General features: G+C 67.9%; 17 protein-coding genes, 2 tRNA genes and 1 pseudogene. 8 read left to right on the forward strand and 12 right to left on the reverse strand.

Features of this window, described 5'->3' with window-relative positions:
• The first annotated feature begins 25 nt into the window (after positions 1-25).
• Complete coding sequence (gene aztA, locus AC4HOU_RS16320; protein ID WP_195019870.1) at positions 26-700, forward strand: zinc ABC transporter ATP-binding protein AztA; 675 nt, start codon at positions 26-28, stop codon at positions 698-700.
• Between the two features lie 129 nt (positions 701-829).
• Entirely contained in the window at positions 830-1,828 is a 999-nt protein-coding gene (locus AC4HOU_RS16325; protein WP_163809569.1) for an AurF N-oxygenase family protein, read from the forward strand.
• Positions 1,829-1,876: 48 nt separating this feature from the next.
• Here AC4HOU_RS16325 and AC4HOU_RS16330 read toward each other — a convergent pair whose 3' ends face one another.
• From AC4HOU_RS16330 to AC4HOU_RS16345, 4 genes are all read right to left on the reverse strand, one after another.
• Positions 1,877-2,617, reverse strand: a complete 741-nt coding sequence (locus tag AC4HOU_RS16330) for a TetR/AcrR family transcriptional regulator (protein ID WP_228806512.1) — start codon at positions 2,615-2,617, stop codon at positions 1,877-1,879.
• Positions 2,618-2,713: 96 nt separating this feature from the next.
• A complete protein-coding gene (locus tag AC4HOU_RS16335) occupies positions 2,714-3,385 on the reverse strand; it encodes a hypothetical protein (RefSeq protein WP_280498761.1) in 672 nt (223 codons plus the stop codon).
• Between the two features lie 751 nt (positions 3,386-4,136).
• Positions 4,137-4,210 (reverse strand) — tRNA-Met (locus AC4HOU_RS16340).
• Between the two features lie 579 nt (positions 4,211-4,789).
• Positions 4,790-4,863 (reverse strand) — tRNA-Met (locus tag AC4HOU_RS16345).
• Positions 4,864-5,463: 600 nt separating this feature from the next.
• Between AC4HOU_RS16345 and AC4HOU_RS16350 the strand changes: the two are divergent.
• Positions 5,464-5,796 (forward strand): annotated as a pseudogene (locus AC4HOU_RS16350) (transglycosylase family protein); the annotation flags it as partial.
• 104 nt (positions 5,797-5,900) lie between these two features.
• Here the strand turns inward: AC4HOU_RS16350 and AC4HOU_RS16355 are convergent.
• Positions 5,901-8,903, reverse strand: a complete 3,003-nt coding sequence (locus AC4HOU_RS16355; RefSeq protein WP_163809565.1) for a UPF0182 family protein — start codon at positions 8,901-8,903, stop codon at positions 5,901-5,903.
• Between the two features lie 476 nt (positions 8,904-9,379).
• Here AC4HOU_RS16355 and AC4HOU_RS16360 point away from each other — a divergent pair, with 476 nt between their 5' ends.
• A complete protein-coding gene (locus tag AC4HOU_RS16360; protein ID WP_163809954.1) occupies positions 9,380-9,937 on the forward strand; it encodes a PPA1309 family protein in 558 nt (185 codons plus the stop codon).
• Between the two features lie 86 nt (positions 9,938-10,023).
• Here AC4HOU_RS16360 and AC4HOU_RS16365 read toward each other — a convergent pair whose 3' ends face one another.
• Complete coding sequence (locus tag AC4HOU_RS16365) at positions 10,024-11,049, reverse strand: YlbL family protein (protein ID WP_195006748.1); 1,026 nt, start codon at positions 11,047-11,049, stop codon at positions 10,024-10,026.
• Positions 11,050-11,210: 161 nt separating this feature from the next.
• On the opposite strand from AC4HOU_RS16365, the gene AC4HOU_RS16370 reads away from it, so the two are divergent.
• From AC4HOU_RS16370 to AC4HOU_RS16380, 3 genes are all read left to right on the forward strand, one after another.
• Positions 11,211-12,635: a zinc-dependent metalloprotease gene (locus tag AC4HOU_RS16370; protein ID WP_163809563.1), complete on the forward strand. Its 1,425-nt coding sequence runs from the start codon at positions 11,211-11,213 to the stop codon at positions 12,633-12,635.
• 163 nt (positions 12,636-12,798) lie between these two features.
• Positions 12,799-13,659 (forward strand): hypothetical protein, encoded by an 861-nt coding sequence (locus AC4HOU_RS16375; protein ID WP_228815132.1) that lies wholly within the window; start codon positions 12,799-12,801, stop codon positions 13,657-13,659.
• Between the two features lie 76 nt (positions 13,660-13,735).
• Complete coding sequence (locus AC4HOU_RS16380) at positions 13,736-15,079, forward strand: ABC1 kinase family protein (RefSeq protein ID WP_195019872.1); 1,344 nt, start codon at positions 13,736-13,738, stop codon at positions 15,077-15,079.
• Between the two features lie 53 nt (positions 15,080-15,132).
• Here the strand turns inward: AC4HOU_RS16380 and AC4HOU_RS16385 are convergent, their stop codons facing one another.
• The 4 genes from AC4HOU_RS16385 to AC4HOU_RS16400 form a co-directional block, all read right to left on the reverse strand.
• The gene (locus tag AC4HOU_RS16385; protein WP_163809561.1) at positions 15,133-15,690 is read right to left on the reverse strand and encodes a hypothetical protein; all 558 of its coding nucleotides are present in this window, start codon (positions 15,688-15,690) and stop codon (positions 15,133-15,135) included.
• Positions 15,691-15,953: 263 nt separating this feature from the next.
• Positions 15,954-16,277, reverse strand: coding sequence for a WhiB family transcriptional regulator (locus AC4HOU_RS16390; protein WP_014352469.1), 324 nt, complete (start codon positions 16,275-16,277; stop codon positions 15,954-15,956).
• A gap of 137 nt (positions 16,278-16,414) precedes the next feature.
• Complete coding sequence (locus AC4HOU_RS16395) at positions 16,415-16,735, reverse strand: hypothetical protein (RefSeq protein ID WP_194991798.1); 321 nt, start codon at positions 16,733-16,735, stop codon at positions 16,415-16,417.
• Between the two features lie 106 nt (positions 16,736-16,841).
• Positions 16,842-18,998: an ATP-dependent DNA helicase UvrD2 gene (locus tag AC4HOU_RS16400; RefSeq protein WP_195020834.1), complete on the reverse strand. Its 2,157-nt coding sequence runs from the start codon at positions 18,996-18,998 to the stop codon at positions 16,842-16,844.
• A gap of 155 nt (positions 18,999-19,153) precedes the next feature.
• Between AC4HOU_RS16400 and AC4HOU_RS16405 the strand changes: the two genes are divergently transcribed.
• The gene (locus tag AC4HOU_RS16405) at positions 19,154-19,384 is read left to right on the forward strand and encodes a mycoredoxin (protein WP_175585776.1); all 231 of its coding nucleotides are present in this window, start codon (positions 19,154-19,156) and stop codon (positions 19,382-19,384) included.
• Positions 19,385-19,411: 27 nt separating this feature from the next.
• Here the strand turns inward: AC4HOU_RS16405 and nudC are convergent, their stop codons facing one another.
• Positions 19,412-20,311: an NAD(+) diphosphatase gene (gene nudC / locus AC4HOU_RS16410; RefSeq protein WP_163809558.1), complete on the reverse strand. Its 900-nt coding sequence runs from the start codon at positions 20,309-20,311 to the stop codon at positions 19,412-19,414.
• 34 nt (positions 20,312-20,345) lie between these two features.
• A complete protein-coding gene (locus AC4HOU_RS16415; RefSeq protein WP_175585775.1) occupies positions 20,346-21,416 on the reverse strand; it encodes a potassium channel family protein in 1,071 nt (356 codons plus the stop codon).
• Positions 21,417-21,542 lie beyond the last annotated feature (126 nt).

A 21,542-nucleotide genomic window follows, 5' to 3' on the forward strand; every position in this document is an offset into this window, starting at 1 on the left:
CAAGTTAAGTGACGGGAGTCGCATCGTGCAATCACCGGATATCCGGCTGGCCGGTCTCAGCGCGGGCTACCAGGGCCACCGGGTGCTGCACGAGGTCACCGCGACCCTCCCGAGCGGCAAGATCACCGCCCTGCTCGGCCCCAATGGTTCGGGCAAATCGACACTGCTGGCCGCGCTCGCGGGCGTGGTGCCCCTTTTGGCCGGGACCATCACCGGACGCGACGGCGCGCGACCAGCCTTGGTCGTGCAGCAGAGCGCGGTCCCCCCGACGCTGCCGATCACCGTCCGGGAGACGGTGGCGATGGGACGCTGGGCCCATCGCGGGCCGTGGCGCAGACTGACCGCGGGCGACCACGCGATCATCGGCGAGTGCCTGGATCGCCTCGCCATCGCCGACCTGGCCGGCCGGCGCCTCGACACACTCTCCGGCGGGCAGCGTCAACGCGCGCTGCTGGCCCAGGCCTTGGCCCAGCAATCACCACTGCTACTACTCGACGAGCCGACGACCGGACTCGACCTCGCGGCCCGCGAACAGATCACCCGCGCGATCGCCGAGGTCAGCGCCGCGGGCGTGACCGTCGTGCACGCGACGCACGACCTGGACGACGCCTTGCGCGCCGACCACTGTGTGCACCTGCGCGACGGACGTGTCGTGAGCGAAGGCGAACCACGAACCGCCCTGCTGGCACATTCACCCTGATCAGAAGGCTTCCCACCGCTGATCGACGCATCAATTTCATACCGAGCTGCATGTGGGGTTTACTGGGACGCCAAGTCTCAGTAAATTGGTTGATAGCGAGACCCACACCACACGCACGAGGAGACTCCGATGACGTCGTCGACTGTGCCGCTCACCCAGGATGTCGGTAAGGACTACCGGGATGCCCTGCACACGCTGTCGGAAGGGTCGGTCAACCGGCGCTTCGACCCGTACCTGGACATCGACTGGGATTCGCCGGAACTGGCCCTGGACCCGAAAGACCCGCGCTGGGTTCTCTCGCCCGAGATCGATCCGCTCGGCGCCACTGAGTGGTACCGGAGCCAGCCGCTCGAGCGGCAGATCGAGATCGGCCGCTGGCGCATCGCCAATTCCATCAAGGTCGGCGCCGCATTCGAGACGATCCTGATCCGCGGAATGATGCAGTACATCATGAAGCTGCCCAATGGGTCGCCGGAGTTCCGCTACTGCCTGCACGAGATGACCGAAGAGTGCAACCACATCCAGATGTTCCAGGAGCTGGTCAACCGGATCGGCGTGGATGTGCCCGGGATGCGGCCGATCTTCCGTGCGCTGTCGCCGTTCATCGGCGTGGCAGGCGGGTACGCGCACGTCATCCTGTTCATCGGCATCCTCGGCGGCGAGGAACCGATCGACCACTTCCAGAAGGCGCTGATCCGCGATGGCGGGAATCTGCCGCCGATGGTCTTGCGCACCATGGAGATCCACATCGCCGAGGAGGCGCGGCACATCTCGTTCGCCGGTGAGTTCCTCAAGGCGCATATCGCGAAGATGAACCCGGTGACCACCCAGGTCTGCGCGATCGCCTTCCCGCTGGCCATGCGCTGGCTGGCCGGCGAGATCATCGCGCCGCCGCGCTCGTTCGCGGAGAAATTCGACATTCCCCGTGAGGTGATCAAGGAAGCGTTCTGGCGCAGCCCGCAGTCACGCAAGATCCTGTCCGGCTACTTCGGCGATATGCGGGCGCTGGCCGACGAGATCGGGCTGATGAACCCGGTCACCCGGCGGTTGTGGAAAGCGCTCGGCATCGACGGCGATTACGCGCGCTATCGCAGCGAGCCCGATCGCCGAATCCGGCACGCGGCCTGAGCCGAGGTCGTGGCCCGCTAGCCGCGGGTCACGACCACCGCGGCGGGTTCAGCCCGCGGTCGCACCCGACTCGGTGAAATCACGCAGAATCGAGGCCAGTTCGCGGTCGGGGTCGACGTGGATGCCGCTGGTCCTGGCCGCGCCGTCGAGCACGAACCAGGTGATGGTGGCCAGTTCGTCGACGACCTGGGCCCTGGTGCGATCCGGCGCCGGGTCGGCCACCCAGGCCGACAGCACGCCCTCGACCATCGTCACCACCGCGAACGGCACCGATTCGAAGGCGCCGGCGTCGGTGCCCATCAGCTGGGCGACAGAGGAGATCAGCTCGCTGCCGCGCGCCGCGATCCGCAGTTTCAGGCTGGCGACCGCGTCGACGGTGTCCTCGCCACCGAAGGGCGGGCCGGTCCGCGCGAACTCGGTCAGCCGCGGATGGTCCGACATCCAGTCCGCGACCGCGCGGATGGTGCGGGTGAGGATCTCGCGCACCGAACCGGTGGACATGTCGAGTTGTTCGTCGAGCTGGGCGGCGAAATCGTCGATCAAATAGGAGCGGAGGCGCCGGTCCAGTTCCTCGCGCCCGCTGAACTGCCGGTACACCACCGATTTGGCGACACCGGCGCGTTTGGCGATGCGGTGCACCGGGATATCCGCCCCGGGCGGACTCTCCTCGAGCAGCTCGACCGCGGCTCGCAGGATCGTCAGCTGGCGCTCGCTGTTGTGCCGCTCCCAGCGAGCCTCATAGCCACTGACCGCCCCCGGCATCCGCGGTTGTGGCGACACCACCGACATGCCAGGCAGTGTACCGAGTCCGGTACCGCCCCCGTGGCGATGCGCCCGAGGCCCGGGCGGCCGCCGCGCAACGACCGCCCGGACACCATTGCGCGGCTAGCTACCGAGCATGCTGCGCAGTACCGCGCCGAGCATGTCGGCGATCGACCCGGTGGAGCTCAGCTGTCCGTCGGAGGATCCGAGACCGTTGTCGTCCATGCTCCCGAGCGCACCCTCGCCCAGATTCGGCTTACGCGCGGTGAAACAAGCGGTCAGGTTCGGGAACTCGGCGCCGACCCCGACCGTGCCGGCTACCCCGACGCCGCCGCTGGTGACCTGCTGACCGGCCCGCAGGTCGTCCGGTACCGGATAGGTGATGTTCAAGGCGACCGGGTTGCCCGAGTTGACGAACCAGCCGGTGCTGGTGACCTTCCATCCGCCGGCGTTCGGCTCGGGCGTCACCGCTTCGGTTCGCTGGCCGCCGACCGCGTGATAGGCGGTGATGGTGGCCTCGACCGGCGCACCGAACCCCGTCGGCGGGAAGTCGGTGATGGTGTTGACGTAAGGGTTGCCGACGCCCGTGGTGCCGACGATCACCGTGTAGGTCACCGTGGTGCCGATGCCGACCGTTTCGCTACTGGCGATCTTGTCGTAGACATGCGTCACCCCGACCGTGCTCGCGTCTCGTTTGGTGGCGTGGCTGCGCACCGCACAGGTGTCGGCCGCCGCGGTTCCCGTGCCGACCGCAACTCCGAATCCCGCGCAGGCCAGCGACGCGGTAGCGATCACGGCACCCGTCCGAATACCAGGGAGCATTGTTCCTCCAGAATTCCCGGAAGATCTCCGGGATTACATGATCCTCATCAGGCGAATGCGATTCGCCCTCGGGCGGATATCCGCCTGGGAGACAGGGAAGCACGCCACTGGACCGTTGTCCAGGAGTTCTGGAAAATTGGTGTTTCACATCTGTGGCGGAGGGTCCGTGCTCAGGTCGCTGCTCGTCACGATGCCGTAACGAACACGTGGGTTCTCCCCGAACCGCCCTGGTGCGGCGGCTAGGAAGTACGGACCGCGGCGAGTCGGCGGTGCGGGCGGCGGGCGTCGTTGTCTCGTCGAATGCGCGGAGGAGGTTTGCGATATCCGCTGAGAGAAAAGCGATTTCACTCTCGCCGCCGTCTTTTGTTCGGTCGGCGTCCCACTGATCGGGATCAGGGGTTCATAAGCGGCAGTGGCCGTTGAGATACAGACTATGCTTTTCGCCTCTACCGGTGAGGCGATTTCGCATCGGCGAATCCTTTTCGGGCACAGGGTTTTTACTGACCGTGCCGGATACAGGGGTTTGCACTCGCGTCGCGCTTCGCGTCAGCATTGAATGCCCGCGGCGGCTGCGCCACCGTCGGAATTGACAGGATACTTTTCGCCGCAGTGCCCGCTCGTTCCCACTGTTCGCGGCCAGAGGCCCGGCGGTGAGCGCTGGCGAAGCCTGCCGACTGGGTCGAAAAGGGGTGTGGCCCGGAACCTTGATTCCGGGCCACTGTTGTAGCGGGGACAGGATTTGAACCTGCGACCTCTGGGTTATGAGCCCAGCGAGCTACCGAGCTGCTCCACCCCGCGTCGGTAATTACCAGCTTACACACCTGCGGCTCGAGAACGTAATCGACTGTGGTGCCGGGACATTTCGCGTGGTCAGCAGGCTGGGAGGGATGCTTCCGGGTGTCGAACAGAGCCGGGATGCCGGCACCTGGCCGGCTCGCCGAGCAGTTCTCTTCTCGACGGAGGAGTGGGGCGGCATCTTCAGCGCCCGGGGTCGGGGGTGTCCTTCTCCGCCGGACGGGCTGACGATCGCTGCGACCTCTCGTCAGCGGCCGACCGGGTTCCGCGGCACGCCGGGCCGCGGTCGATGCCGGATCGCAACAGAAGCTCGCGTGAATTGCGCGGGGGGCGACAGGGGGCCGGGCGGTGTGCCGCGGAATCATTTTCGGTGATGGGCGGGGGCGCTGCGAATAGTTCTGCATTACCTCACGGTGAGCGGCATTTGGCCAAATGTCCGAGCTGCTGGATGCTTGCCGGTGACCGTGCGGGGCGCTGGCGAGCGGGTGCGAGCGCGGAGAGTGGTCCGGCGCACGGGCCGATGGGGCACGACATAGTAAAAGGCCCGGCCCGGAGGTTGGTGCCTCCGGGCCGGGCCTGTAGTAGCGGGGACAGGATTTGAACCTGCGACCTCTGGGTTATGAGCCCAGCGAGCTACCGAGCTGCTCCACCCCGCGTCGGTGAACACAACATTACACACGGGTTCCCGGCGATCGCAAACCGGCAGGTCAGCGCCGTTTCCGTGGGTGACGGACGGCAACGACCCGCTCCCCGAAGACGGGAGAGCCGACGACTGGCGACCGAATGGCGACGGGATCGAGAAACCCGTCGACGGCCGGAGGCAGCCAGCGATCCCGTCGGCCGGCCGCCGCGGACGCGGATCCCCACGGCCGGTTGCCGGGCGGTAGCGAGCCGCGCGACCGGCTCCAGCGTGTGACCGGCGCTACGATTTCGGAGTGATCCCGAACACATAACGGTGTTATCACAATCGCCTTTGGGTAAGGGCGAATCCGGTTTCTCACCAGCGAATACGTTCTAATGCTACCGATTCACGTGGATTCACCGGCAATAAATTGGAAGTTATCAAGACGTGATCGAACGAGATTTGTTCGTTACCGTCGTTGCCACGGCCCGGATCAAACCGAGATGGGCTCGAACCCGAACCGAAGAACACCGGAGACCCTGTCCCGCGGTTCGGAGTACCCCGACATCACACCTGGGGACAGGGGCCGACGGAGAACATCCGCCGCGCTGGTGGGCACAGGGAGGGAAACCACATGACTAAGAACCGGAAGTTCAGCACCCGCGCCCTCGGCCTGACTGCCATTGCTGGGGCTCTCGTTGCCGTCCCGTTCGGTCTTTCCACCGCCACCGCTTCGGCCTACTCGGGCAACTGGGACGCTGTCGCGGCCTGCGAGAGCGGCGGCGACTGGTCCATCAACACCGGTAACGGCTACTACGGCGGCCTGCAGTTCTCGCAGAGCACCTGGGAGGCCAACGGTGGCACCGGCTACGCGCACAACGCGAGCCGCGAAGAGCAGATCCGCGTGGCCGAGAACGTGCTGGCCACCCAGGGCCCCGGCGCCTGGCCGGTGTGCGGCGCCTACCTCTGAGGCTCCTAGGCGAGCGGCCTGGCCGCTGAACGCCGACTCAGCAACGCAAACGAAACGGCGCTGTCATCCAGTGGATGACAGCGCCGTTTCCGCGTTTCGGATCAGCGTCCCGCGTCCTGGTAGGCCTTGACCGCGGCCTCCAGTTCGTCGAGCGCCTTACCGAAGTCCGCGAAGTTGCCCGTCCGCATCGCGGTGCGCACGGCCTCGATCTTGCGGTCCAGCTCGGCGGCCGCTGCGTCCTTGGCTCCCGAGGAACCGGCAGGAGGTGGCGGCGTCGAGCCCTCGGCCGGTGGCGGCGCGCCGTTCTCCGCCGGCGGCGGTGTGGAGCCCTCCACCGGGGGTGCCGTGCCCGGCTGCGGCCGGATCGCCGGATCGCCGCCCGGCGGCGTGGCCAGCGCGCCCGCACCTGGTAGCACCTGGTTCAGCGCCTCGGCCAGCGTCGAGGCGTAGCCGACCTTCACACTGCCCGCCTGATCGCGGTAGCTGACCAGCACGCGCAGTAGCTGCGGGAAGGTCGCGGTGTTGGGGCCGGTGTTGCGCTCGTTGTAGAACGGCTCGACATAGAGGATGCCGCCATCGGCGACCGGCAGGGTCAGCAGATTGCCGTATCTGATCTTGTTGGAGTTCGACAGCAGCGTCTTCTCCTGGGAGACCTGCGGCGCCGTCGTCATCGTGTTCTGCGTCTGCTGCGGACCCTGGGTCTGGGTGTCGGTCGGCAATTGCAGGATGCGGAACTTGCCGTAACCCTCCGGGTCGGAGCGCACCGAGATGTAGGCCGACAGGAACTGCCGGTTGTAGCCGACCATCGCGCTGGTCAGGTTGAACACCGGTTTGCCGGTCTCCGGGTCGCCGAGCAGCACGTAGTACGGCGGCTGACTGGCCGTCACCCCTTCGACAGTCGGGTCGGCGGGAACCGACCAGAACGCGTTGTTGGTGAAGAACTCGCGCGGATCGTCGACGTGGTACTTGGTCAGCATCTCGCGCTGCACCTTGAACAGATCCTCCGGGTAACGGAAGTGTTCACGCAGTTCGGGGCTGATTTCACTGGCCGGCTTCACCGCGTCCGGGAACACGCCACGCCAGGCCTTCAGCACCGGATCGGAGGAGTCCACCTCGTACAGGGTCACCGTGCCGTCGTAGGCGTCGACGGTCGCCTTGACCGAGTTGCGGATGTAGCTGACCTCCTTACGCGGCAGCAGGCGGCCGGTCTTGCGGTCGATGCTGTCCTCCACCGCGCCTTCCAGCGAGGAGATCTGCGCGTAGGGGTAGTTGTCCAGCGTGGTGTAGGCGTCCACGATCCAGACGATGCGCCCGTCCACGACCGAGGGGTAGGTGTTGCCGTCGGTGGTCAGCCATGGCGCCACCTTCTGTACCCGCTCGCGCGGATCGCGGTTGTAGAGGATCTTGGACTCGTCGCCGATGGCCGAGGAGAACAGGATGTTGCGCTCGGCGTACTTGGCGGCGAAGGCCAGCCGGTTGAACCAGTTGCCGATCGGCACGCCGCCGGAACCGTCGTAGGTGAAGCGGGCGTCGTCCTTGTCGTATTCGCGGGGCGCTTCACCCTCGGCGGCACCGACGATCGCGTAGTCCGGGTTGGACTGCGAGATCAGTTCGCCGTAGTAGATGCGCGGCTGCTCGACCTTGATGCGCTGATCTTCGGGCTTGGTGAACAGGTCGCTGACCATGAAGATCGGGTAGCCGGAGTCGCTGCTGCCGCCCGCCGCGTTCGGGTCTTCCGACTGCGGCCGGTTGACGCGGTTGGCCGGGGCGGCGACGAACCCGTTGCCGTGGGTGTAGACGGTGTGCTTGTTGATCCAGTCGGTCTGGTTTCCGCTCAACGACGACGGCGACAGCTCACGGGCACCGACGATGAAGTCCTGGACCTCGCCGTTGATGCGGTAGCGGTCGATGTCCAGCGACTCGGGGAAGCCGTAGAAGTTCTTCAGCTGACGCAGCTGGGTGAACGTCGGCGACAGGATGTTCGGGTCGAGCAGCCGGGCGTTGGCGATGGTGGCGTGATCGACCGGGACACTGGCGGGGTTCTTGCTGCTCTCGCCGGAGTAGGCGACGTAATCGATCTTGTCGTCGGTGATTCCGTACGCCTTGCGGGTAGCGGCGATATTGCGCTCGATGTACTCGCTTTCCTTCTCCGCGGCGTTCGGGCGCACCGAGAACTGCTCGACCATGAGCGGCCAGACCGCCCCGACCAGCACCGAGGACAGCACCAGCAGCGCCGCCGCCATCGCGGGTACCCGCAGATCGCGCAGCACGATGCCGGCGAAGAAGGCGATGGCGCAGATGATCGCGATCGACATCAGGATCAGTTTGGCCGGCAACACCGAGTTGATATCGGTGAACGAGGCACCGTTGAAGGTGGGTTCCTTACGGCTGCTCATCAGCAGTTCGTACCGGTCGAACCAGTAGGCGATGGCCTTGAGCAGCACGAAGGTTCCGGCTATCACCGCGAGCTGGATCCGCGCGGCATTGGTGAGGGTGCCTTCGCGCCCGGACAGGCGCAGCCCGCCGAAGACGTAGTGGGTGACCAGGTTCGCGAAGAACGCGATGACGATCGCGACGAACAGCCAGTTCAAGATCATCCGGTAGAACGGCAGATCGAAGGCGTAGAAGCCGACGTCGAGGTTGAACTCCGGGTCGGTCTCACCGAAGGAGCCGCCGTGCAGGAACAGTTGCACGGTGACCCAATTCGATTGCGCCACCAGGCCCGACAGCACACCGAGCAGCACCGGGATACCGATGCCGAACAGCCGAAGCCTGCTCATCACGGTGGTGCGGTAGCGCGCGATCGGATCGTTGGGCCCGGCCGTGGGGACGAACACCGGCCGGGAGCGGTAGGCCAGCATCAGCGCCGCCCACACCACCAGCCCGACCAGCAGCCCCACCACGGCGAAGATCGCGATCCTGGTCCACAGCACCGTGACGTAGACGCCACGGAATCCGACCTCGCCGAACCACAACCAGTTCGTATAGGTGTCGACCAGGCGCGGTCCCACCAGCAGTAGCGCCGCCAGCACGACGGCCGCCACCAGCAGCACACGGCTGCGGCGGGACAACGAAGGTAAGCCCGAGGGGGGCCGCATGCCCACGATGCCACTCTCCAGGGTCCGGCGGCGCCAACGCCTGCACGCCGCAGTCCGATGTTCGATTGGTCCATTTCGGACCGTTGGCGCCCACTCTACGGAAATCGGACACCGGACAGTCGGCAGGGCACAAACGCGATCGTCGAGCCGGCGCACCGACACAACCGGAGGACTCGACCCAGCACACCCCGAGTTCCCGGGAAAGCCAGGTCAACCCGAGCTCCTGGCTCGCTCCAACCGCCGGCCTCATCCCCCGGTCGGACACAAGGACCGGTCACCCACACACGCCAACCCGACACAACGGCGGTCCACCCTCATTTTTCGAGCGAGGCGAGACCGAGCCGCCGAGTTCGCGGGCCGAGACACCAGAGGGCCGCGAACCCGCGGCGCCGCAGGCGACGCGAATCAAACACAGCCCCGCGAACACGCGACGCCGGAGGCGGCGCACAATAAGCACAGTGAGCGCTGATCTGCATGCTGAAATGGTCTTGGCCCGATCGGTCCGGGAGGTGGCCGAGTTCGTCGATGCCGAAGGGTGGGGGCGGCCGCCGCAGATGTTCGCGCTGGTGCCGACGGCCGATCTGGTGGCGGCCGAGCCGGGCCTGGCCGATCAGGTCGACGCCGGCGATGAGTTGACTCCGATTGCGCAGGAACCGTTTCCCGAGGATGTGACCGGTGGTTCGATCGCGCTGGAAGAGGTCCTGGCCACCACGAGTTGGCCGCCCGCGGTCGCCGGTTGTGTGCTGGTGCAGGAGATCGTGGTGTTGCCGCCTACCGCGGAGAGCACCCTCGACGATGCGTTGACGCCGCTGCTCGCCGACGACGACGCGGCCGATGCCGCCGGGCGCGCGGCGGCGCACTCCCACCCGGAACGCCGTGAGGCCCGGTTGTTCGCCGCGGCGCTGCGCGAAGGCAGCACGCTGTGCCTGCTCCAGGTGCGGCCCGATGACGATGCCGACGAGTTCGCCGATCTCGAGCTGCGCACGTACCCGAATCTGGCCTCGAACGTGGTCGAGGCGTTGCAGCACACCCTGGACTGATCCTCGTCAGCGCGGCCCGGCGACGTCATCGCGCTCGCCGGTCGCGGTGGGTCGCTCCGATACTGGGGGCAGCCGCGGTGCTGTCCCTACCCGCAGGTGATCGTTTCGCGACCGGCGCTGAGATCCTCGAGCGACTGCACCGCACCGGCGAGGGTGTCGACCTTGACCAGACGCAGCCCGTCCGGGGTGCGCTGCCTGGCCTCGTTGCAGTTGGCGGCGGGAACCAGAAATGTCTCGGCGCCGGCCTCGCGCGCGGCGATCATCTTGTACTGGATGCCGCCGATCGGGCCGACCTTGCCTTCCTGGTCGATCGATCCGGTGCCCGCGACGAAGGTGCCGCCGTCGAGTTCGCCGGGGGTGAGCTTGTCGATCAGGGCCAGGCTGAACATCAGGCCCGCCGAGGGTCCGCCGATGTCGGCGAGGTTGAAGGTGACCTCCATGGGCGGGCGAGCGCCTTCGCCGGGGGTGACGCCGAGGTAGCCCTTGTTCGGATCGTCCTCGCGGGCGCCGAGGGTCACCTCGACGGTCTGTTCGGCATCGTCGCGCCGGATCACCATGGTGATCGTGCTGCCCGGCGGCAGTTTCCCGATCGCGTCCACGACGTCCTTCGGCTCGTTCATCGGCGCGCCGTTGATGCTGACGATCTGATCGCCTTCCTCCAGCACCGCCTTGGCCGGGCCGTTGTCGGCGACGGTGCGCGCGAGCACCACGGTGGGCAGGCCGAGGAAGTTCATCGCCGCCACTTCGGCATTGCTCTCGGAATCCTTGAAGTCCTGCTGATTGGACTTGTCGATCTCCTCCCGCGACACCCCGGGCGGATAGACCTCCGAGCGCGGCACCAGCCCGTGTTCACCGCTGACCCAGAAGCCGATCGCCTCGAAGATGTTGAGTCCGTCCCGCACCGAGACGGTGGTCATATTGAGGTTTCCGGTGGTCGGATCCACCTCGACACCGGTGACGTCGACGACCTGTTTGCCGTCCACCTGCCCCAGCGTGTTGAACGTGGGCCCCGGGCCGAGAGCGACGAAGGGCACGTTGAACCAGCTCCCCGCGACGCCCAGCACGAGCACCGGGATCAGCGCGACGAGCAGAGTGATGATCCGACGATTCACGCGGCCAACAGTAGCGAGCGCCGCCGTCGCTGGGCTGCACCGGCGGAGGTTTGGCGGTTCGCGAGTACCGGGATGGGGCCCGCCGTGAGCGGGTTCACGACCGGCGCGATTTCGCGGCGCGCGAACATCGTCGCCGGTCCACGCCGCGTAACGTAATGGGTATGAGTGACCATCCGTTCGGATTCTCGAACCGCGACGACGACGATGACCGCAAACGCGGCGACGAGCCGAGCGGTTCCGGCGCGGGCGACCCGTTCGGCTTCGGCATGGCCGGTTCCGGGGCCGGCGGATTCGATCCCGCGCAGCTGGGGCAGATGCTGACCTCGCTCGGCCAGATGCTCAGCGGTATGGGTCAGGGCATCGCCACCCCGGGTGCGCAGAGCGGTCCGGTCAACTACGAGGTCGCCAAGCGGCTGGCCCGTCAGCAGCTCGGCGCGAGCGTGGCGCCGGTGTCCGCGGGCACCGTCAGTGCCGTGGCCGATGCCGCGCATCTGGCCGAGGTGTGGCTCGACGGCGCGACGACGCTGCCCGCGGGCGCGACGAAGACCGCCGCGTGGACGGCCAACGATTGGATCGAGGAAACGCTGCCCACCTGGCAGCGGTTGTGCGATCCGGTAGCCCAGCAGATCTCCGGCATGTGGACGGCGAACCTGCCCGAGGAGGCCAAGCAGTTCGCGGCCCCGATGATGGGCATGCTCGGCCAGATGGGCGGGCTTGCCTTCGGTTCGCAGCTCGGTCAGGCGCTCGGCCAGCTGGCCAAGGAGGTGCTGACCTCCACCGATATCGGTCTGCCGCTGGGGCCCGCGGGCACCGCCGCGCTGCTGCCCGCCGCCATCTCCGAGTTCAGCGCCGGGCTGGAGCAGCCCGAAAGCGAGATCATGGTGTTCCTCGCCGCCCGTGAGGCGGCGCATCAGCGGCTGTTCGGCCATGTGCCGTGGCTGCGTCAGCAGGTGCTCGGCGCGGTCGAGGACTATGCGCGCGGCATCAAGATGGATTTCTCCGCGTTGGAGGAGGCGGCCCAGAACATCGACCCGATGTCGCTGACCGATCCGAGCAAGCTCGAAGAGATCCTGTCGCAGGGCACGTTCGAACCGCAGACCACGCCGGAACAGAAGCAGGCGCTGGAACGGCTGGAGACGCTGCTCGCCCTGATCGAGGGCTGGGTGCAGGTGGTGGTGGCCGAGGCGGTCGGTGAACGCCTGCCCGGTGCGGGCGCGCTGGCCGAGACGCTGCGCAGGCGCCGGGCCACCGGCGGGCCGGCCGAGCAGACCTTCGCCACGCTGGTCGGGCTGGAGCTGCGCCCGCGCAAGCTGCGCGAGGCGGCGGCGCTGTGGCAGCGGTTGACCACCGACGCGGGCATGGAGGCGCGCGACGGTGTCTGGGCACATCCTGATCTGTTGCCCGACGCCAGTGACCTCGACTCCCCCGCCGGATTCATCGATGCGGTGATCGGCGGCGGCGCGAATGCCTTCGACGATCCGCTGGCGCAACTGGCCGAGACCGAGGCCCGCGAGCGCGACGAGCGCAAGAAGTCGGGCGAAGCGGGTGGCGAGCCGGGCGAGACCGGCGGCGATACCGCTTCCTGATCACAGCGGCACGGGCGTCGACCGGTGTCCTGGCACCGCCGCGGCACAACGACCCGATCCACGGTCACGGCTGCGACCCACCCGGATCGAGCCCGTGCCTGCCTGTGGATAACTCCCGGTTCAGCGCCCGATCGGCACCGGCCGAGTCCGCATACTGCAGGCCATGACATCCCTGTGCCTGCGCGGGCCGATGCTGCACCCGCGCCTGCTGATCCTGACTCGGCCGTCCGGTGTGATCCAGCTCGGCTGGGATCCCGAGTCCGCGCGGCAGCTGGCGATTCCCGGCGTCGACAACGGCACGCTGCGGCAATTCCTTGATCTGCTCGACGGTCTACGCACCCGCCCGCAGATCATCTGGCGAGCCACCGAACTCGGTCTCACCGCCGCACGCGCGAGTGAGCTGCTGGCCACCCTGGACGATGCCGGGCTGCTGCTCTATCCCGACACTCCGGCCGGGCAGGTGCGCCGGGTCCGGGTGCACGGCCTCGGGCCACTCTCCGATGCGCTGACCGCTGGTCTGCGCCGGTTGGGCCTGCGCCCGCAACGTTCCCGCGGCGCCAGGCTCGATCCGCGGCCGCGGCCGGACCTGGTCCTGTTGACCGACACGCTGAAGCCGGACCCGCGCCTGACCGACCAGTTGCTGCGCGAGCGGATTCCGCACCTGCCGGTGCACCTGCGCGACGGTGTCGGCGTGGTGGGGCCGCTGGTGCTGCCCGGCGAGACCGGCTGCCTGCGGTGCGCCGATCTACTGCGCGCCGACTACGACCCGGAATGGCCACGCGTGGCCGCGCAACTGCTCGGCCGGGTCGGCCACGGCTCGCCGCCCGAGATCGAGGCCACCGCCGCGCTGGCCTTGCGTGAGCTGGAGTCGATCATCGCCTGTTCGGTCCGCAGACGCCCGGCCGTTCTGCATGCCCAGTTGGAGCTGGACTCTGGGTCCTACCGGCTGCGGATCCGGCATCGGGTGCCGCACGAGCGTTGTGTGTGCCGCCGTATTCGCGCCGATCACAGCGCCCAGGTGTGACGGGTACCACTCCAGAACGCCGATTCTCAGCGGATTTCGATGGCACAGCGGCCGCCCGGTCCGCCATGATGGGTACGTGTCCGAGATCGTGCGCCGCAGCTCCTCCCGCAACGCGAAGTTAGCCAAGATTCCCCTCGGGATCGCCGGGCGAGCCGCTGTCGGTTTCGGTAAGAAGCTGGCCGGGGGTGACAAGGGCGAGATCAACGCCCAGCTGAACCAGAAGGCCGCCGAGCAGCTGTTCACCGTCCTCGGTGAGCTCAAGGGCGGTGCGATGAAATTCGGCCAGGCGCTCAGCGTGATGGAGGCCGCGGTCCCCGAGGAGTTCGGCGAGCACTACCGCGAGGCACTGACCAAGCTGCAGGCGGCCGCCCCGCCGATGCCCATCGAGACCGTGTACCGGGTGCTCGATCAACAGCTCGGTACCCAGTGGCGCACCAGGTTCCGCTCCTTCGATGACGTCCCCGCCGCCTCGGCCAGCATCGGCCAGGTGCATCGCGCGGTGTGGTCGGATGGGCGCACGGTGGCCGTGAAGGTGCAGTACCCCGGCGCCGACGAGGCCTTGCGCGCGGATCTCAAGACTCTGTCACGGATGACCGGCCTGATCTCCTCGGTCATCCCCGGCGCCGATGTGAAGCCGATCCTCGCCGAGATCACCGAACGCACCGAGGAAGAACTCGACTACCGCAACGAGGCGAACAATCAGCGCGCCTTCGCCAAGGCCTACGACGGGCATCCGGAGTTCGTCGTGCCGAAGGTGGTGGCCAGCGCGCCGAAGGTGATCGTCACCGAATGGCTCGATGGCACACCGGTTTCCGCGATCATCGCGGCCGGCAACGCCGATCCCGAGGGCACCCGGGAACTGCGCAACCGGGTTGCCACACTGATGGGCCGATTCCATTTCTCCGCACCGGAACTGGCGGGCCTGCTGCACGCCGATCCACATCCGGGCAACTTCATGATGACCCAGGAAGGCAAGCTGGCCGTCATCGATTTCGGTGCCTGCGCCCCACTGCCCAATGGTTTCCCCGAGCTGCTCGGCCGGATCCTGGCGCTGGCGGTCGACGAGGAGTTCGAGGAGCTCACCGCCCTGCTGCACGAGAACGGCTGGGTGATTCCTGGGCGGGTGATCACCCATCAGGAGATCGCGGACTACCTGCGCCCGTTCACCGATCCGATCAAGTCCGATTCGTTCCACTTCACCCGCAAGTGGATGCAGCGGGTGGCCGGGCGCGCCTCGGATTTCAACAGTCCGGAGATGAAGACCGCGCGTGCCCTGATGCTGCCCGCCGAACACGTCATGATCTTCCGGGTGCTGGCGGGCTCGATCGGCATCGCCGCACAGCTCGACGCCGAGGTCCCGTTCATGCAGCTGGCCGCGACCTGGATGCCCGGATTCCGCGAGCAGCGCAACAGCGCCTAGTCCAGGACGGCGCGCACTCCGGCCGATCGCCGAGGTGCGCGCCCGGGTGCCGGTCAGCCCGCCGGTGGCAGCTGGGGCGTTTCGTGGACGGTCACCACGACGGCGGTGTCGCCGTAGGGTGCGGAACCCATCGTGACGCCGTGATACAGCCGGGCCAGTCCCGCGCGCATCCCGTACTTGGCGCGCAGCCCCGTGCAGATCTTGTCGAACAGCGGTCCCGCGCCGACGAATTCGGCGACGCCCTGATGCTGGCGCGAGCCGACGGCGGGCTTGCCGCGCCAATCGCCTGCCTGCACGATGACTCGCCGGTCCCGGGCGAGATGCTGGGTCTCCAGCGAGTAGGACGAGGTGCGGAAGGCCAGCCTGCCGCGGTCGATCGGCACCACGAGATGGGTGCTGGTGGTCCAGCGACCCGACGGATCGGCCCGTGTCACCAGGACGGTGCGCGCATCCCACCACAGCATGCCCGGATGCCATTCGCTCGGCCAGTCGGCCGGGATCGGCACGTTCTGCCCGGCATATCGGTTCGGCGGGACATTCGGGTGAACGGGCGCTGCGGCGCGTCCGTGGGGCGCGATGGTGGCAACGGGGTGGCCGAGAGCGTGATTCATGCGTCGAAACCTCCGAGAACAAGGTTGAAGTTCTCCGCGGCGCAGCGCGGAAAACCTGAAACTCAAGGCATAGATTTCATATAGCAATGAACTGAGATGTTTGCAAGGCGCGATCGCGCCGCGGACACGAAATCCCTACTCCCCCAATAAAAGGCAACCGCCCAGCCGGATCGGCTGGGCGGTTGGTCGTTCGGCGGTCCGCGGCCCGACCGGCGTGCCACCGGTACTCGGGCCGCGGACCCGGCGCGCCGTCGGCGCGGCCATCAGACGCATGTCGCGACCTTGCGGGGACGGCCACGGGGCCGCTTGCGAGCGATCACGACACCCTGGTCGAAGATCTCTCCGCCCCACACGCCCCACGGCTCACGGCGATCGATGGCAGCGCTCAGGCAGCCCTTGCGGATGGGGCAGGACGCGCACAGCGCCTTGGCCTGCTCCAACTGGACCGGGCTCTCGGCGAACCACAGGTCAGGGTCCCCTGCCCGGCACGGCAGGGTGGTGGTGACCTCCTGGTCACGGGGAGCGGTTGCCACGGTTCGGCATGTCACGTCAGCAGTGGCCGTCGGCCAGCTCTCTGCGGTGAACACGTCGTTCTCCTTCAGCTCGTTTGCAGCGGTTCGGTGTCGTTCATTCCGCGAAACCGGTGCTGCCGGCTGAAGGGCCGGAAAAATCTGGCCACGGTTTCGCTTCTTGCGATCCGTGGCCAGGAGGCGGGGAGTGTTCCCTACCTAGGTCGACATCTGAGTCGAGTCCTGATCACGGACGCTGGGTGTGCGTTGCGGAGGCGTGCTGCCTGCACCGGCTCATTGCCGGCTTCGGCGACAAAAGCCCCGGCGACTGCGAAGGCAGCTGCCGGATGCCAGCCCGCGCTGGGCTTGTCCTGCGGATCGATGAGAATCGGGGTGGGCGCGTAATCCAGGTGCGTACCGAAACCACCGACGCCGGACAGACCGATCCCCTGCATGGCGAGGATCCCCCGGGAGGCAGAAACAGCCGACGTGGTCGCGCCGGTGCCCATCACATCGAAAGCGGTGATGTTGTCCATTTCGTCTGCCTCCCTCCTGTACTCGTAATCTGTCTGAACTGTGCGCGCCGGGATGGCCTCCCGTTGCGTGTCTCCCACCGTATGCGATCTCGGGAGAACCGACAACCTATTTTCTACCTGCGGTTTTGTGATTCTTTCCGGTGCGCGAGCGCACCAGCGCGATGACGTCGGCGCCGTACTGTTCGATCTTGCGGGCGCCGATTCCCGAAATCGCGGCCAGAGCAGCGTCATCGGCGGGTAGTTGTTCGGCGATCGCGGTGAGCGTGGTGTCGGTGAACACGCTGAACTCGCGCAGCCGCTGGGCCTGGGCCTTCTCGGCACGCCATTCCCGCAGCGCGGCAAGCAGTTCGGCGTCGAGTTCGGCGGGACATCTGCGGCAGCGGCCGAGCATCGTCGCATAGGTGCCGAGCAGTGGCTTGGCGCAGATGCGGCACAGCGGACGGGTGCCGTCGCCGGCGCGTTCGATGGTCGGCGCGGCGATCCGCGACGCCGGGGAATCGTCGGGGACCAGGCCGTTCAGGAAACGGGAACGGCGCCGGGTGCGGCGGCCGCCCTCGTTGCGGGCCAGTGCCCACGACAAGCGCAGATGTTCGCGTGCCCTGGTGACGCCGACGTAGAGCAGGCGGCGTTCCTCTTCGAGCGCGGCCTGATCGGCGACCGAGCCGTCGTCGGCGAGGACGTGCGCGATCGGCAGGGTGCCGTCGGACAGCCCGACCAGGAAGGTGGCATCCCATTCCAGGCCCTTGGCCGCGTGCAACGACGCCAGGGTGACGCCCTGGACGGTCGGCGGATGCCTGGCCTCGGCGCGCGCGGCCAGCTCGCGCAGCAGGCCCGGCAGATCGAGCTGCTCGTCGTGCGTGACGAGTTCCTCGGTGAGCTGCACCAGCGCCATCAGCGACGACCACTTCTCCCTGGCCTGCGCGCCCGCGGGTTCGGTGGCGGTGAGCCCGAGCGGGGCGAGCACCGCGCGCACCAGGGTGACCAGCGCGGCACCGGTGCGGGCCTGATCGGGCAGATCGTCGCGGGCCGCGGCCTGGCGCAGCGCCTGCACGGCCTGGCGGACCTCGGCGCGGGTGAAGAAGCCCTCACCACCGCGCACCTGGTAGGGGATGCCGCGCTCGGTGAGCGCCTGCTCATAGGTTTCCGATTGCGCGTTGATCCGGTAGAGCACCGCGATCTCCGAGGCGGGCGTGCCCGCCGCGATCAGCTCCGCGATATCCCGGGCCACGCCTGCCGCCTCGGCCGGCACGTCGTCGTATTCGGTGAAGGTGGGCTCCGGCCCGTCGGGGCGCTGGCCGATCAGCTGTAGCCGGGTGCCTGCGATGCGGCCGCGCGCCATCCCGATGACCCGGTTCGCCAGCGACACCACCTGGGGTGTGGAGCGGTAGTCGCGTTCGAGCCGGATGACGGTGGCATCCGGGAAGCGCCGCGAGAAATCCAGCAGATGGGCGGGGCTGGCACCGGTGAAGGAGTAGATCGTCTGGTTGGCGTCGCCGACGACGGTCAGATCGTCGCGATCGCCCAGCCAGGCGTCGAGCACCCGCTGCTGCAGGGGGGTGACGTCCTGGTATTCGTCGACGACGAAACAGCGGTAGCGGCCGCGGAACTCATCGGCCACGGCCGGATAGTCCTCGAGCGCGGCGGCGGTGTGCAGCAGCAGATCGTCGAAATCGAGCAGCAGGCCGTCCGGTGAGGTCTTGAGCGCTTCGTAGCCGGTGTAGACCTGCGCGATCCGTTGCGCATCGAACGGGAGATCGCGGTGATGACGAGCAGCCGCGGCCGGATAATCCTCGGGCGCGATGAGCGAGGACTTGGCCCATTCGATCTCGCTGAGCAGATCGCGCACGCTCTCGGTGCCCGACGGCAGACCCACCCGGTGCGCGGCCTGGGCGACCACCGGGAACTTGCTGTCGAGCAGTCGCCACGGCACCTCGCCGACGACCTGGGGCCAGAAATAGCGCAGCTGACGCAGCGCCGCCGCGTGGAAGGTGCGCGCCTGCACCTGGTTCGCCTCGCCGCCGAGGCCGAGTGCGCGCAGGCGTGCGCGCAGCTCCCCGGCGGCTCGTGCGGTGAAGGTGACCGCGAGCACCTGGTCGGCCTTGACCTGCCCGGCCGCGACCAGATGCGCGATCCGGTAGGTGATGGTCCTGGTCTTGCCGGTTCCCGCGCCGGCGAGCACGCACACCGGCCCGCGCGGCGCCCGCACGGCGGCGGCCTGCTCGGGGTCGAGGGCGGAGAGGTCGAGTGCGGGCACGCGCTCCATCATGACAGTGCGCACCGACAACCGGGCGGCTGCCGGCTCACCGCCGTGGCAGGCGAACGCGGACAGCTGTGATGGGCACGGCAGCGGCGGCCCGGAACAGGAACGGCCGGCCCGGCGTTGCACCGACCGTGACCGAGCAGACTCCTGACCTGACGATGTACTCGACCACCTGGTGCGGCTACTGCCGCAGGCTGAAGAAGCAGCTGGACGAGGCGGGCATCACCTATGTCGAGATCGATATCGAGCAGGACCCCGCGTCCGCCGAGTTCGTCGGCAGCGTCAACGGCGGCAACCATGTGGTCCCGACGGTGAAGTACTCCGACGGTTCGACCGCGACCAATCCATCGTTGGCCCAGGTCAAGCAGGCGCTGGCCACCATTTCCTGACCGCAGCTCGCACCCTGGGCAGCGCGCTCAGTCGAGCGCGGCCCAGGATTCCACAATGGTGCGGGCGATCGAGATCGAACCGGGCAGCAGCAATCGGGCGTTGTCCGCGCGGTTCGACCAGTCGCCCGCCGCCAGCGCTTCGCGCACTTCGGCGCGGGTGAACCAGTGCGCGTCGGCGATCTCGCCGTCGGAGAACACCAGCGGCTGCGCCGGATCGGCGACGGCGCTGAAACCGAGCATCAGTGAGCGCGGGAACGGCCACGGCTGACTGCCGAGATAGTGGATCTCGCTGACGTCGAGCCCCACTTCTTCACGCATTTCGCGTTCGACGCAGCGCTCCAGCGATTCGCCCGCCTCCACGAACCCGGCCAGCAGCGAGAACAGGGTCTCCGGCCAGCTGTGCTGACGGGCCAGCAGCACCCGATCGCCGCCGTCGTGGATCAGGCAGATCACCGCGGGGTCGATGCGCGGGAACTCTTCGAGCCCCGCTTCGGTGGTGCGTGACCAGCCGCCTTTGACGGCGACGGTCGCGGTGCCGTCGGCCGCGTGAAAACCGGCCTTGTCGTGCCAGTTCAGCAGCGCGAGCGCGGTGGACAGCAGGCCAGCGGTGACATCGTCGACGGTGGCGGCCATGGCGCGCAGATCCAGCAGCGAGCCGGAGAGTTCGGGATCGCGGACCGCCCACAGGTGCACACCGTCGGCGACGCCGAGGAACACCGCGGCCGGATCCGGTTCGGCGGCGAGCTCGACCGCCTGATCGAAGACCAGGGCGCCGTCGTCGAAACGCACCTGGCCGCGCCGGTTGATCCGCAGCAGTTTCGCGGTGGACCAGCCCTCCTTCAACGCCTGCGGGTCGGCGCGCACCTCCTCGGCCCGGTCGACGACGGAACGGGAAAGCAGCGGAACGCTGTTGAGCTGGAATGCCACAACGCCGAGCTTAGTGGAGGCCCGGCGGGGCGGATCAGCGCCCGGCGCGGCGCAGATACAGCAGCTTGTCGCCGTGGTCGAGGGCGTCGACCTCCGGTTCGCCGACGCGGATCAACTCGCCCGCCCGCACCACGCCGAGCACGATGTCGCTGAGGTGGCGCGGCGATCCGCCGACCTCACCGGGCTCGACCTCGCGTTCGGCCACCGCGAAGCCCTGCTCCGGGGTCAGCAGATCCTCGATCATCTCCACCACCGTCGGTTTCGTGGTCGCGATGCCGAGCAGCCTGCCCGCGGTCTCCGAGGACACCACCACCGAATCGGCACCGGACTGACGCAGCAGATGGGTGTTCTCGGCCTCGCGGATGGAGGCCACGATCTTGGCGCTCTTGGTGAGTTCGCGGGCGGTCAGCGTGACCAGCACCGCGGTGTCGTCACGGTTGGTGGCGACCACGATCGAGGAGGCGTTCTGCACACCGGCCAGCCGCAGCACATCCGACTGGGACGCCGAACCGTGCACGGTGACCAGACCGGCGTTGGCGGCGGCCTCCAACGCGACGGAGTCGGTGTCGACAACGACGATCTCACTCGGCGACGCCCCGTCGCCGAGCATGGCGTCGATCGCGGTGCGGCCCTTGGTGCCGTAGCCGATGACGACGGTGTGATTGCGCACGCTGTGCCTCCAACGCTGAATCTTGAATGCCTGGCGGGACCGTTCCGTCAGCACGCTGAGCGTGGTGCCGACGAGCACGATGAGGAACAGCACGCGCAGCGGGGTGATGACGATGATGTTGACCAGCCTGGCCAGCGGGGTGACCGGCGAGATGTCGCCGTACCCGGTGGTCGACAGCGACACCGTCGCGTAGTACAGCGCGTCCAGGAACGACAGCGGATTCTCGGAGGCGTCCCGGTAGCCGTCGCGGCCGATGTAGACCACCAGCGCGGCGCCGAACAGCAGCCCGATCGCGAACAGCACCCGGCGGGTCAGTGAGATCCACGGGCTGGCTTGCGCTTCGGGAATGCGCAGCACTCCCACGAGTGCGAAGTCCGGCCGGTCGGTCAGCCGCCCCAATCCGCTGCGCGCGCGGTCACCCAGGTCATCGAGCAACGCACTCACCCGTCCCTGTGTCCCCGGCGCCGATCCCGGTCGATGTCACCGGTTCCGGCATTGTTTCTCCCTCCGGCACAGCACGGGAGCCTACCCCGTCACCGCGCCGGTCGAGCGCCTCGACGC

It is taken from the genome of Nocardia sp. JCM 38205 (assembly GCF_058222935.1).

Excerpts from the sequence above, each read along its gene's own strand:
- AC4HOU_RS16325 (WP_163809569.1), top strand. The coding sequence starts at position 830 with ATGACGTCGTCGACTGTGCCGCTCACCCAGGATGTCGGTAAGGACTAC.
- AC4HOU_RS16330 (WP_228806512.1), bottom strand. The coding sequence starts at position 2,617 with ATGTCGGTGGTGTCGCCACAACCGCGGATGCCGGGGGCGGTCAGTGGC.
- AC4HOU_RS16360 (WP_163809954.1), top strand. The coding sequence starts at position 9,380 with ATGGTCTTGGCCCGATCGGTCCGGGAGGTGGCCGAGTTCGTCGATGCC.
- AC4HOU_RS16370 (WP_163809563.1), top strand. The coding sequence starts at position 11,211 with ATGAGTGACCATCCGTTCGGATTCTCGAACCGCGACGACGACGATGAC.
- AC4HOU_RS16375 (WP_228815132.1), top strand. The coding sequence starts at position 12,799 with ATGACATCCCTGTGCCTGCGCGGGCCGATGCTGCACCCGCGCCTGCTG.
- AC4HOU_RS16385 (WP_163809561.1), bottom strand. The coding sequence starts at position 15,690 with ATGAATCACGCTCTCGGCCACCCCGTTGCCACCATCGCGCCCCACGGA.
- AC4HOU_RS16395 (WP_194991798.1), bottom strand. The coding sequence starts at position 16,735 with ATGGACAACATCACCGCTTTCGATGTGATGGGCACCGGCGCGACCACG.
- AC4HOU_RS16400 (WP_195020834.1), bottom strand. The coding sequence starts at position 18,998 with ATGGAGCGCGTGCCCGCACTCGACCTCTCCGCCCTCGACCCCGAGCAG.
- AC4HOU_RS16405 (WP_175585776.1), top strand. The coding sequence starts at position 19,154 with ATGTACTCGACCACCTGGTGCGGCTACTGCCGCAGGCTGAAGAAGCAG.